Raw genomic sequence first — 13,507 nt, 5'->3', positions numbered from 1 at the left:
GAAATATATGGAAATAAATTTAATTAGCGATACGATAACCAAGCCAACATTTGAAATGCTGCAATATATGTTTAATGCCAAGGTTGGCGATGATGTATACAAGCAGGATCCAACGGTTATTGAACTGGAATCAAAAGTAGCCGAAATGTTTGGAATGGAAGCAGGACTTTTTTTCCCATCGGGAACGATGGCTAATCAAACAGCAATAAAATTGCATACGCAACCCGGCGAGCAATTAATAGCCGATAAATATGCTCATGTATATCATTATGAAGGGGGAGGAGTGTCTTTTAACAGTGGGGTTTCCTGTTGTTTATTGAATGGACACCGCGGAATGATAACAGCCGAACAAGTTGCCGGAGCGATAAATGATCCGGAGTTTTATCATAGTCCTTTAACGAGTTTAGTTTGCGTTGAAAACACGACAAACAAAGGAGGTGGCGCATGTTACGAAATAGCCGATTTGCAAAAAATTAAGCAGGTTTGCGATGCTCATAATTTGAAATTTCATCTCGATGGTGCCCGTATTTGGAATGCCTTGGTAGCCAAAAATCAAGATCCGAAAGAGTTTGGAAAAATATTCGATACGATTTCCGTTTGCTTGTCAAAAGGATTGGGAGCGCCTATCGGTTCGGTATTGATATCTGACAAAGCTACCATTCATAGGGCCTTACGAATCCGAAAAATATTAGGTGGAGGTATGCGTCAGGTAGGTTATTTGGCGGCAGCCGGAATTTATGCTTTAGAACATAATATAGAACGCTTGGCAGAAGATCATCGAAGAGCCAGAGAATTGGCGGAAGTATTAAATAATGCCAGTTGGGTTGCTTCGGTAGAACATGTGGAAACGAATATTCTAATCTTTTCGTTGGCACCCAATTATAGTGATTCGTATTTAATTGAAAAATTAAAACAAAAAAATATTTCGATAAGTTCTATGGGGCTCGGAAAATTAAGGATTGTAACACATCTGGATTACAGAGAAGTAATGCATACGTATGTTTTAGAAACCTTAGAAAAATTGGTTCTTTAAGTATGAGTTATTAATTATGAAGGATGAAGTGTGAGTTATGAGTTTTTAATTATAGAAATTCATGACTCATTTTCTTTTTTCATGATTAAAGAATCCGCATTTTCGTTGATTATTTGAAAACCTAAGCTCTTGTAGAGTTTTTTAGCTTTATTGTTTTTGAGAACGCTTAATTGTACGGGTAAATTTTGGGAAGCGGCTTTATCAATAACAGATTGAATAATCTTTTTTCCGAATCCTTTGCCTTGATGCTCCGGATCAATTTGAATTTGAATAATTTCAAATCCGATTTCATTTTCGTTTACTTTTAAAAGCCCAATAGGGTTTTCGTTTAGGAGAATAACTTTTGCATCTTCAAAATGATACTTAATTCTTTCAAGATGATACTCATCATTAACCTCAATTCCTGAGTTTAGGAAATGTTCAGTCATTGTTTGTTTTCTTAACCAAAGAAGATAGTTAATATCAGCCTGAGAGGCTTTTTTATAATTAAATTCAATTTCTTTCATTTGGAATAAAAAAAAAGGAACAAGTTATAAGTGATAAGTTTTCAGTGGTGAAAGCTTATGACTTATAACTTGTCTACTTGTAATTACTTAAATAAATTGTCCATTCCTGGAATCATTGGCATATCCATTTTGGCAACAGCATCCAATTCTGCTTGATTTACATTAGTCGCTTTCTCTATAGCCTTATTCAATGTTACAATCAAATAATCCTCTAATTGGTCTTTGTCTTCTAATAGCGAATCGTCGATTGTAATGGATTTTATTTTTCTATTGGCAGTAAGTGTCACTTTCAATAGACCGTCATTACTTTGTTCATCGATTAGTACAGTATCTAAGCGTTTTTTTGTGTCTTCTATTTTTTGTTGGGTTTCTCTAAGTTTTCCCATCATTCCCATTAAATCCATTTTTGCTCTTTTTAAAATTATTTGAGTACAAAATTAGCACATTGCGGACGTATTACAATGAAAATTTAATGATAAATAGAATCGTCATAAGCAGTCTTTGTGTTATTTTTGTAGCTTCTTTAACTAATACCCAAACGCAAACAATGTCAGCAAATATATTGCCTCCAAAGGCCAAAATAATTCCAAAGTCATTAAAGAAACATAAGGAAGTAAGGATTGATAATTACTTCTGGATGAATGAAAGAGAGAATCCTGAAGTGATTGATTATTTGAATCAGGAAAATGCGTATTATGAAGCCATGACAGCTCATACCAAAGATTTTCAAAAGGAATTGTTTGAGGAAATGAAAGGCAGAATCAAGGAAGATGATCAATCGGTTCCTTATTTATATAATGGGTATTACTATATTACCCGTTTCGAGAAAGGGCAGGATTATCCTATTTATTCGAGAAAAAAAGAAAGTCTTTCCGCCAATGAAGAAATTTTGTTCAATTGTAATGATTTAGCCAAAGGACATTCCTATTTTCAATTAGGAGGTTTGAGTGTTAGTCCGGATAATAAATTTGCGACTTTCGGAGTAGATACTGTTGGAAGACGTATTTACACCATTAAAATAAAGAATCTCGAAACAGGGGAAATTCTTTCTGATACTATTGAAAACGCTACAGGAGGATCGGTTTGGGCAAACGATAACAAAACTATTTTTTATACCAGACAAGACAAAGTTACCTTGCGTGCCGATAAGGTTTTTAGACACAAACTAGGTACTGATTCGGCCGATGATATTTTGGTTTTTGATGAGAAAGATGATACTTTCAATGTTTCTGTGAGCAAGGAAAAATCCAAAAAATATATTGTAATCAGTTCTGGAAGCACATTAACTACGGAATACCGGATATTAAATTCGGATACTCCGGATGGCGAGTTTACTGTTTTCCAGCCAAGAGTTCGCGGATTAGAATATAGTATTTCGCATTTTGGAGACTCGTTTTATGTACTGACCAATAAGGACAAAGCGACCAATTTTAAATTGATGAAAACTCCTGAAAATGCTACTGCAAAAGAGAATTGGAAGGATTTAATTCCACATAGAAAAGAAGTCTTACTGGAAGATATTGAAATTTTCAGAAACTATTTGGTTGTCGAAGAACGTTCCAATGGATTGAATCACATCCGCATTATGCCTTGGAGTGGAGAAGGGGAATATTATTTGCCTTTTGGCAGTGAGACCTACAATGCCTATACCACTACAAATGTGGATTTTGATACGGATATCTTGCGTTATAGCTATCAATCATTGGCGACTCCTTCTTCGGTTATTGATTTTAACATGAAAACCAAGGAAAAAGAAATCAAGAAAGAACAGGAAGTTTTAGGAGGTAAATTTGATAAAAATAATTATATCGAAGAACGGGTTTGGGCTACGGCTACAGATGGAACGAAAGTACCAATTTCGATGGTTTATCGTAAAGAATTGAAAAAAGACGGGAATAATCCGCTGTTGCTGTATGCTTATGGTTCGTACGGCATCACTATGGAACCTTATTTTTCATCCACCCGTTTATCTATTTTAGATAGAGGTTTTGTCTTTGCGATAGCCCATATTCGCGGAGGGGAGGATTTAGGAAGACAATGGTATGAAGACGGTAAATTATTGAAGAAAAAAAATACTTTTACTGATTTTATTGATTGTTCTAAATATGTGATTCAGGAAAAATATACATCTCCGCAACATTTATACGCCGAAGGAGGTTCAGCAGGAGGATTGTTGATGGGAGCAGTAATCAATATGGCTCCGGAATTGTATAATGGGATTATTGCTCAAGTGCCATTTGTGGATGTAATCACAACGATGCTTGATGACAGTATTCCGCTTACAACGGGAGAATATGATGAATGGGGAAATCCAAATGTTAAAAAATATTATGATTATATGTTGTCCTATTCTCCTTATGACAATGTGAAGGAACAAAAATATCCTAACATATATGTTTCTACCGGATTACATGATTCTCAGGTACAGTACTGGGAACCAGCTAAATGGGTAGCGAAATTAAGAATTTTAAAAAAGGATGATACGGTTTTATTTCTAAATACAAATATGGACGCGGGACACGGAGGTGCTTCCGGACGATTTGAAGCAATCAAGGAATTAGCCAAAGAATATAGTTTTTTATTAGATTTAGAGAAAATTAAAATCTAATTAGATTTTTTTTGTTAAATTTGCACCGTATTGAAGTTAAATTAAAAAGCAACTTCGATTAACTATTTTTTTATGAAAGAAGAAATAAATGCTTACCATAACGTTTTAGAATTAATAGGTAACACACCACTTATTAAACTAAATAAAGTCACCGAAGATTTTGAAGGTAATTTCTACGCAAAGGTAGAAGCTTTTAATCCGGGACATTCTTCAAAAGACAGAATAGCATTATACATAATCGAGGAGGCTGAAAGGAAGGGAATATTAAGCCCCGGAGATACCATAATAGAAACGACATCGGGTAATACCGGTTTTAGTTTAGCTATGGTGAGTATCATAAAAGGGTATAGTTGTATTCTTGCCGTAAGTTCAAAATCATCAAAGGATAAGATAGACATGCTGCGCAGTTTAGGAGCAAAAGTTTATGTATGTCCAGCACATGTTTCTGCAGACGATGAGCGTTCTTATTATAGTGTTGCTAAACGGTTACATGAAGAAACCAAAGGTTCAGTTTACATCAATCAGTATTTTAACCAATTGAATATTGATGCTCATTATTTGAGTACAGGACCAGAAATTTGGAAACAAACCAAAGGTAAATTAACGCACCTTATTGCATGTAGTGGAACAGGTGGAACTATTTCAGGAACAGCAAAATATCTAAAGGAGCAAAATCCAAATATCAGAGTGTTAGGAGTTGATGCTTTTGGTTCTGTATTAAAAAAATACCATGAAACAAAAGAGTTTGATAATGCCGAGATTTATCCTTACAGAATTGAAGGTTTAGGGAAAAACTTAATTCCATCAGCCACAGACTTTGAAATTATTGATAAATTCATGAAAGTTAGTGATGAAGAAAGTGCCCATTCTACAAGAGAATTAGCCAAAAGAGAAGGTTTGTTTGTGGGATATACTTCGGGAGCAGTGCTTCAGGCAATCAAACAATATGCAGACGAAGGTGAATTTGACGAAAACAGTAATGTAATTGCCATTTTTCCTGATCACGGTTCACGTTACATGAGTAAAGTATTTAGTGATGACTGGATGAACGAACAAGGTTTCTTTGATAGTATTAATGAAGAAGAAGCTCAAAAAATTGAATTTATAAAATAGATTATTCTATATTTAGATAGTAAAAACTCCAGAGAAATCTGGAGTTTTTTTATTTTTAAACCATATAAAAAAGATGAGCAACCTTATTGCAGCCTAAGAATATTTAAGGCTTTATAATCGAAAATCTAAGCTTATCTAAGCTTATATGGTGAACCAAGACTAAAAAAAAACTCCGGATATTTCTCCAGAGTTTTATACTATTTAGCATGAATATTTGTTTACAGCTTATTCCTGCATGGTATGGTATACGTTCATTACGTCATCATCTTCTTCAATTTTGTCAATTAACTTTTCAACGTCAGCCGCTTGTTCTTCTGTAAGTTCTTTGGTGATTTGAGGGATTCTTTCAAAACCGGAAGAAAGGATTTCCAAGCCTCTGTTTTCTAATTCTTTTTGAATTGTTCCAAAGCTTCCAAAAGGGGCATAAATTAAAATACCGTCTTCATCTTCAAAAACCTCTTCGGCTCCAAAATCAATCAATTCCAATTCTAATTCTTCCGGATCAAGATTGCCTTTTGCTATACGGAAATTGCAAGTGTGGTCAAACATAAATTCAACAGATCCCTGTGTTCCCATAGTACCGTTGCATTTGTTAAAATAGCTACGAATATTAGCTACGGTTCTATTGTTGTTGTCAGTAGCTGTTTCAATCAAAAGGGCAATTCCATGAGGGGCGTACCCTTCAAATAAAACTTCTTTGTAGTTAGCAGTATCTTTATCGGTAGCTTTTTTAATGGCGCGTTCCACATTATCTTTAGGCATGTTGGCTGCCTTAGCATTTTGGATAACTGCTCTTAATCTTGAATTGGCATCAGGATTTGGACCACCTTCTTTTACTGCCATTACAATATCTTTACCAATTCTGGTAAAGGCTTTAGCCATCGCTGACCAACGTTTCATTTTTCTGCCTTTTCTGAATTCAAATGCTCTTCCCATTTCTATTTCTTATTTTGAACTGCAAAAATACAGCTATTAGTCATTTTACAAAAAATAAATTATATTCTTTTCAAAAATTTAGCTTGTATTTAATGTGTCTTATTTAAAAGCATTAAATTCTTGAATTATTGTTGTTGCTTCGTTCAAATAGTGGTTCGCTTTTAAGGCGTCGATTTGAAGTTGGTTCATTACCCTGTCGGTAGGGTAAAGTGCCAAAAGAAATTTATTTACTGTAGAATTATCTACGTTCAGGTTCAGTTTTTTTTCATCAAAAGAGCTGATTTCTTCCCATAAATCGTTCTTAACCTTTTGTTCTTCAAAAACAGCATCTATCGTCATAGGAATAGCTCTTTTTGTTTTATTTAATAAGGAATCAATTTTACTGTTGATTGCTTGTACATTATTAAAATAGGCATCATTGCTAACTCTTTTTTTACTGTTTTCAGTTAGGGTTTGTATTAAGCTGTTTTTTAGATAAGGTCTGAATTTTAAACGAATATTTATACTGTCATTTGCAAAAGCAGTTGGAAAGTCATTTTCTTTTGGATAAATGTTTTCATAAATTTCAGGTAACTTCACATTTGGAACAACCCCTGTACCTTGATGGCTTTTTCCTGTTATTCTGTAAAATTTATTAATAGTCACTTTTACAAAATTCTGATCATCATTATCCTCTAAAGGAAGGATAGTTTGCATGGTTGCCTTTCCCAGTGTTCGGCTTCCAATAAGCAGAGCACGATTATAATCTTGCATAATTGAGGCAAAAAATTCGCTTGCTGATGCCGAATTACTATTGATAAGAATTACAATTGGCCCTTTATAAAGCATTCCTTCATAAGGATCTTCAATGATAGTTCTGTTGTTGTCTTTATCAAGAATGATTGAAAATGCACCAGAATCAATGAACATACTGGCCAATTTTACGGCTTCTTCCATAGAACCACCACCATTGTCCATTAGATCAATAACAAGTCCTTTGATATTGTCTTTTTCTAATTTAATTAGTTCTTTGGCTACATCATCTGCACAGCCTTTGACATTGTTATCCTCTAAATCAGCATAGAAACTTGGAATTTTTAAGTAACCGATTTTTTCAGATTTTTTAACAATGAAACTAAAAACAGTATTTTCTTCGTCTTCTATTACTTGCTTTTCAATTGTGACGTCAAAATTTTTCCCCGAATTCCTTTTCAATGTCAACACGATATTTTTATTGGTGTCTGACTGAATCATATTAGCGATGGACTCTAATGACGCGCAGGAAACCAATAAAGTATCTTTTTGATTTGAAATCGAAATAATTTGATCTCCTTTTTTTATTTTCCCAGTTTGAAAGGCGGGACCATTAGGATCTACTTCATCAATTATGATTTCATTTTTTTCATTCATACTGAGATTGATTCCCATAGAAAGATGCTCTTTAGACATTGAGGATACAAAACTGGATTTGGTATCGTTACTAAAGTAAGTCGTATGTGGATCAAAATAACTGCAAAAATGGTTGTATATGCTTTCTTCAAAATTGGTTTGACTGTTCAAAAGAGTAGTGATTCGACAAAGTTCATTTTGAATAATACTATTTTTGGATTTTATTTCTAATGCAATAAAATTGGTTTTAAGAGAGTCTAAATTTTGGCTTATTTCAGTGATATCATCCAGAATTTCGTATTGTATTTTTTTTCTCCATACTTTTTCGACTTCATTATCTAAAAGATAAACTGGAAATGCTTTTTTATAAAAACGGATAGTGTCTTTACGTTGGTAATCAATAGTTCCTCGGCCTATTTTTTCTATAATTGATTTATTTCTTAAAAGACCATTTCTGTAAATCGTTGTAATTTCGGTTAGGAAAGAGCAATCCTGGCTTTTAATTTTATCATCAATAGTCAGACGATATTTTTGGGAAAGTAAATCAAATTCCGATTTCAAAAAAATAGATCTGGCAGGATCCAGTTCATCTATAAAGGAATCAAAAATATAAACCGACAGACTATCGTCTATCGGTTTAGGGTGAATATGCTCCTTTTGGAGGAGAGTATTTATTTTGAAAAGTATTTCACAAGTATGGCCACTATTCTGAGCAGATAGGGAAAATGTGGTCAAGAATAGTATTAGTGAAAATACTTTCATTTGTTTTTATTTTTTGTAAAAAGGCAACTTTACCACTTTGGCGGGTACGTCATTTTTACGAATTCTAATGTATATGTCGCTGTCTAAGGCACTGTGTTCTGTAGTCACATAACCTAAACCAATTCCTTTGTTCAAAGAAGGAGACATTGTTCCCGAAGTTACAATTCCGATTACGTTCCCTGAAGCATCCACAATTTCATAATCATGTCTTGGTACTGCGCGTTCCTGCATTTCAAAACCAACCAATTTTCTGGAAACTCCAGCTTCTTTTTGTTTTTTCAGGTTTTCAGAATTTGTGAATTCTTTTGTGAATTTAGTAATCCATCCCAAACCTGCTTCTAAAGGTGAAGTAGTGTCATTGATGTCATTTCCGTACAAACAGAATCCCATTTCCAAACGTAAAGTATCACGGGCAGCAAGACCAATTGGCTTAATTCCGTAAGCAGCTCCAGCTTCAAAAACTTTATTCCAAATTGCTTCTACATCTGAATTTTTGCAATAAATTTCAAAACCTCCAGAACCAGTGTAACCTGTAGCCGAAATAATTACGTTGTCAAATCCTGCAAAATCACCCACTTCAAAATGGTAATAAGCAATAGCCGATAAATCAAGTGAAGATAATGATTGCATCGCTTCAACTGCTTTAGGACCTTGGATTGCCAATAAAGAATACTCATCAGAAAGGTTTTTCATATCAACACCCAAATCATTATGAGCCGAAATCCAATTCCAATCCTTATCAATATTTGAGGCATTTACAACCAGTAAATACTGCTCGTCTTTCATTTTATAAACAATCAAATCATCAACAATTCCGCCCTCATTATTAGGCAAACAAGAATATTGTGCTCTTCCGTTAGTTAAAGTTGAAGCATCATTTGAAGTTACTTTTTGAATCAAAGCCAACGCATTTGGACCCGTTAACATAAATTCCCCCATGTGCGATACGTCAAAAACACCAACACCCGTTCTTACGGTTTCGTGTTCAGCATTTACGCCTTCATATAAAATAGGCATGTTGTATCCGGCAAAAGGAAGCATTTTCGCTCCCAAACTCTCATGAATGTGCGTTAGTGCAGTATTTTTCATTGTATATTTTTATGTAAATTTTATGCAGCTAATTTATTGTTTTTTTATGGAGTGGCAATGCCTGCAAACATTGAAATTTATTTAATTCTCAAGGAAAAAAATCATTTCATGAAAATCATCTGTTTAAAGACTATTTTTTTTGTCAAATCAATACCTTTTGAAGAAACTGACAACAATAGGGCTCTTTTTAATGTCATTTGGGCGTAACTCAAAAGTTGCAAACTCGTCCGTTCCTCCCTTATTTTCAACTTTTGGGTCGGGTTTTTGGCTATATCTTTATTTTTTTAAAGAAAAAAAATAAAGGATAACGCCGCAATCCCTTACGCAGGCATACGTCCGGACAACAGCTGAAATCATAAAAACACCACTATAATAAGGAAAACTAAATGGGTATAGCTATTGATTAACAACTTTGGCAGTCTTAAAAAATCGAATCCATTTGTTCTTTAAGTCTGCTGGAATTTCAGCCTGTTTGATTGCACGGAAATTGGTGTATAATGAGGTTTTTCCTTGTGTGATGTACCAAAGTTGGGATTCAGATTTTTTATCGTTTTTGAAGTTTGGCGATTCAATGGTAAAAATAATCCAAGGATATTCAACACTTTCATCTTTTTCGATGAAAGTAAGTTTCGCTTTTGGCGCGCTCTTTTTAGCTTGGTCAAACATCATATTCATGGCAACATCCATCGGAATATTTCTAACGTCTTTTATCGCCATCATAGTTCCAATTTCTGTCCAATTTTCTAAGGTTTCATTTGATGGAATTAATTCCATCATAGTCATCTCTTCGGTTTCATGATTGTTTTCAAGCTTCCAATTTTCACTTTCTGGCCAATGAAGGGATAGGGATTCTCCTCCTTGTTGTTTGTTACCGCAATATTTACTCAGGTATTGGTCTGCTTCTTTATCTCCGATTTCTTTAGCCTGATTAAAATCTTCACAAGCTCCTTTTTTATCTCCGATACTTGCTTTTATTTGACCTCTGAGCGTTAAGGCATGCAACATTGTTGGTTCTATTGCAATGGCTTGATCAAGATCGGATAATGATTCGGTATATTTTTTCTGGCTTACAAAAACGGTGGCTCTGCTATAATAGACATCTGCTATCTTGGGATTGAGTTCGATTGTTTTATCAAAATCTTTCAAAGCTGATTTGAAATCTTGTAAAGCGAGTTCACACATCCCACGGTTGAAATAGGCAAGAGTCATCATATCATCCGCCTTGATTGCTTTACTATATTCTTTGATTGCTCCATCAAGGTCTTTTGAATGATGTTTTTCTATACCAAGTTTTAGATAGTCATCAGCAGTTTGTCCAAAAGAAATCGTAAAAAAAGTTATTGTTATAAGGGTAAATAATTGCTTCATGAGGGGCTTTATGTTTTTGTATTGTCTGTAACATTTTCAATTTACAGCAGGCTTTTTGACGTCAAACGGATAAATTGCAAACGCTCAAAATTAATTGTTTTAGTCACAGAAAGCTAATACAATTATAAAAGAATTTCAGAATTATTGAAACAAGTTATCGGGAAGGAGAGCAGTCTAATTGTAACGATCTGATAGCTGTCATATTATTTTGGAAGCAATTGTTTTTTGGTTAAAACTATTTTTTCAGTCCTTCCATTTTGAATGACTTCAATTTCAATAGTGTCATTATTAAAAATGGTTTTTTTCTCAGTATTCCAATACTCACAAAGTTCTTGTTTATTGAAATTAGAAACATTTATACTATTAATTGTTGAGATTTTGCTACCGATTTCGATTTTCTCTTTTAGTTGATGATCGTCCCAAGTGCTATTTATTCTTATGGAATTATCGGTATAGTCAGGTGCAAATAGAACCTCAAAACTTTTTAATACGTCGTCTTCCATTTCATGTCTTGGCGCTAAATAAACACGTTCATTTTTCCAATCAAGAGTTACAAGATAATTTTGAAAAAAGGTATTTCCAATTAAATTACTTCCGTTTTCCTTAAAATTAACCAGTTTATTATGCAATTTGAGATCGTCTATTTGTAATTTTGGAATGTATGCTGAATTGGCTTTAACTATGGTTTTTCCGTAAGCGCTAAAATTACTGTAGTTATATGATGTCATTGCCAGGTTTTTATTGGCATTTAATAGTTTGAAAAAAGACAGATTGGAAGTAATACTGCCGGAATAACCTGTGTCAAACGTAAATTTTTCCTTTTGACCATTAATTTCTAAATTTATTTTGGAAGGACCATATTTTCCCGAATGTGTTTTGAAAGCAAACACAACTTCGTTAGTGCTTAATTTGGAAATTTCATCCGTAAAGCGAAGTACTTTTTGGTCGTAATCAATTTGCCAGTTGGATTTTCTCATCAGATTACTTCCAATAATACCATCAAATTCCAAACAGCCAAACATTTCATCAAAATGCGATAAATCCGAAACAAAAGCACCAGTATTGCTGAAATTGATAGTGCCAATTTTAATATTCTCAATAGCAATATATTCCGATTTCTGTTTGGTATTATTAGCATCAGTAATAGTATTGCTCACTTTGTTTGATTTGTGTTCAATTTGATTCCGTAAGTCATCGTCTATTTGTGTCAGATCGGCACCGGTGTCAAAAACGAAATGGTATTTTACAGCGCTGATTTCTACCTCGATAATAATCTCACCGTTGTAGTAGGTAAAAGGAATTTCTTCATAGTAATTTTTAGACTCTACATTTCCCTGTGTAACTGTTTTTAGCCTTTTAAGAGGAGTACAGCCCACAACAATGATTATCAAAAAAAACAGTATGATATGTTTTTTTACCATTTTTTTAATCTGTAAATAGTGTCATTTTGATATTCTAAAATTACGCTTTTTTTGAGTTTTGGGCAAGGATTTCTATGGTATTAAAAAAAATGATTTATATGTAACTATTTGATTATGAATACCTATAAGTGTGACTGTTTTAAAATTCGCCTTTTTAAAACAAGTAGTAATATTGTAACAGGATGCAAATTACAACAAGACTTTGAAGAATTCTGTGAATGACTACCTTATCCGTAAGGTACTCGACTAAGCCAGTAAAGTAGTGATTTAAGAAAACTCAACCGAAGCACAGCACTACTGATTTTGTCTTTGTACCTTTGAAATCTAATTTAATTAGACATTTCATTTTTCTTTTGAGAAAAAGAATAATGAAGATTATTATTCCAATCGTGTTGTAATCAATCATAAAGTGTCATTTTAATCACAATGGATTCATCTGAAAATTTAGAAGAGAAATACTATATCAAAGAGGTAGATACTGATACAACAAGTATTTATTGTTATCATGATTTGATGGGAGAATTGTTGATTCCTACCCATAAACATGAAAAAGCACAGATGTTATATTCTGAAGGAGGATTTGTTCATGTTACAACAGAAACCAAAACCTATTTTCTTCCTGCCCGTCATTTCATATGGATACCGGGCGGAATAGCGCATAGTATTCATCCCAGTTCTGAAAATGTTATGATGCGGAATTTGTATTTTCCAATAAATGTAAACGAGGATCCGTTTTATCAAAAGGAGGGAATTTATCCCATTAATGATTTATTACTGCAAATGATGTTATTCACGAATAGATGGAGTGGAAACCTGAAAATAGGAAGTAGAAATTTTATCATTGCTAATGCGATTAAAGCCATTTTACCGGAAATCTGCCTGACCAATTTGCCTCTGGCATTGCCTTCTCCAAAAGACATTCGGCTCAATAAAATTATTAGCTATTTAGATGAAAATCTGACTGAGACTATTTTGTTCTCTGATTTGGCAGAACGATTTGGCTTTAGCGAGCGTTCTTTATACCGTTTGTTTCAAAAGGATTTAGGGATGTCGTTTATTCAATATTTTACCATTCGAAGAATATTAAAAGCAATAGAACTGTTGCTTGAAAAAAAGCAATCTGTAAATGAAGTTGCCAGGGCCGTTGGGTATAACAGTGTGCCAACCTTCAGTAACACCTTTTTTAAAATTTTAGGACAGCGACCTTCCGATTATTTAAATGGAATTGAAATATTAAAATAAGACTCTCTTCTATTTTGCATTTAATAAGTCATTTTGTCTTTAGAAAACTATAAATTCGATG

11 protein-coding genes are annotated in these 13,507 nt (G+C 33.7%); 4 read left to right on the top strand and 7 right to left on the bottom strand.

The window, feature by feature from the left end; genetic code table 11:
• The first annotated feature begins 7 nt into the window (after positions 1–7).
• Positions 8–1,033: a threonine aldolase family protein gene (locus ABEB23_RS04685; RefSeq protein WP_348811254.1), complete on the top strand. Its 1,026-nt coding sequence runs from the start codon at positions 8–10 to the stop codon at positions 1,031–1,033.
• Between the two features lie 59 nt (positions 1,034–1,092).
• On the opposite strand, the gene ABEB23_RS04680 is transcribed toward ABEB23_RS04685, so the two are convergent.
• Both ABEB23_RS04680 and ABEB23_RS04675 read right to left on the bottom strand, forming a co-directional pair.
• Positions 1,093–1,539 (bottom strand): GNAT family N-acetyltransferase, encoded by a 447-nt coding sequence (locus ABEB23_RS04680; protein ID WP_348811253.1) that lies wholly within the window; start codon positions 1,537–1,539, stop codon positions 1,093–1,095.
• Between the two features lie 83 nt (positions 1,540–1,622).
• Positions 1,623–1,943, bottom strand: coding sequence for a YbaB/EbfC family nucleoid-associated protein (locus ABEB23_RS04675; RefSeq protein ID WP_348811252.1), 321 nt, complete (start codon positions 1,941–1,943; stop codon positions 1,623–1,625).
• A 143-nt stretch (positions 1,944–2,086) separates the two neighbouring features.
• On the opposite strand from ABEB23_RS04675, the gene ABEB23_RS04670 reads away from it, so the two are divergent.
• Together ABEB23_RS04670 and capA are read left to right on the top strand one after the other, a co-directional pair.
• A complete protein-coding gene (locus tag ABEB23_RS04670) occupies positions 2,087–4,147 on the top strand; it encodes a S9 family peptidase (RefSeq protein ID WP_348811251.1) in 2,061 nt (686 codons plus the stop codon).
• 72 nt (positions 4,148–4,219) lie between these two features.
• Positions 4,220–5,260, top strand: a complete 1,041-nt coding sequence (capA, locus tag ABEB23_RS04665) for a cysteate synthase (protein ID WP_348811250.1) — start codon at positions 4,220–4,222, stop codon at positions 5,258–5,260.
• Positions 5,261–5,485: 225 nt separating this feature from the next.
• On the opposite strand, the gene ABEB23_RS04660 is transcribed toward capA, so the two are convergent.
• The 5 genes from ABEB23_RS04660 to ABEB23_RS04640 all read right to left on the bottom strand — a co-directional run bounded on the left by ABEB23_RS04660 (position 5,486) and on the right by ABEB23_RS04640 (position 12,204).
• Entirely contained in the window at positions 5,486–6,196 is a 711-nt protein-coding gene (locus tag ABEB23_RS04660) for a YebC/PmpR family DNA-binding transcriptional regulator (RefSeq protein ID WP_348811249.1), read from the bottom strand.
• Positions 6,197–6,295: 99 nt separating this feature from the next.
• A complete protein-coding gene (locus tag ABEB23_RS04655) occupies positions 6,296–8,326 on the bottom strand; it encodes a S41 family peptidase (protein WP_348811248.1) in 2,031 nt (676 codons plus the stop codon).
• A gap of 6 nt (positions 8,327–8,332) precedes the next feature.
• Positions 8,333–9,415: a glycine cleavage system aminomethyltransferase GcvT gene (gene gcvT, locus ABEB23_RS04650; RefSeq protein ID WP_348811247.1), complete on the bottom strand. Its 1,083-nt coding sequence runs from the start codon at positions 9,413–9,415 to the stop codon at positions 8,333–8,335.
• Positions 9,416–9,811: 396 nt separating this feature from the next.
• Positions 9,812–10,783, bottom strand: a complete 972-nt coding sequence (locus tag ABEB23_RS04645) for a tetratricopeptide repeat protein (protein ID WP_348811246.1) — start codon at positions 10,781–10,783, stop codon at positions 9,812–9,814.
• Between the two features lie 203 nt (positions 10,784–10,986).
• Positions 10,987–12,204 carry a retroviral-like aspartic protease family protein gene (locus tag ABEB23_RS04640; RefSeq protein WP_348811245.1) on the bottom strand — a complete coding sequence of 406 codons (1,218 nt, stop codon included), beginning with the start codon at positions 12,202–12,204 and terminating at the stop codon, positions 10,987–10,989.
• Between the two features lie 426 nt (positions 12,205–12,630).
• On the opposite strand from ABEB23_RS04640, the gene ABEB23_RS04635 reads away from it, so the two are divergent.
• Positions 12,631–13,446 carry a helix-turn-helix domain-containing protein gene (locus ABEB23_RS04635; RefSeq protein ID WP_348811244.1) on the top strand — a complete coding sequence of 272 codons (816 nt, stop codon included), beginning with the start codon at positions 12,631–12,633 and terminating at the stop codon, positions 13,444–13,446.
• Positions 13,447–13,507: the final 61 nt, after the last annotated feature.

Origin of the sequence: Flavobacterium maritimum (assembly GCF_040049085.1) — a bacterium.
GTDB lineage: Bacteria > Bacteroidota > Bacteroidia > Flavobacteriales > Flavobacteriaceae > Flavobacterium > Flavobacterium maritimum.
This window is presented reverse-complemented; position numbering and strand designations above follow the sequence as displayed.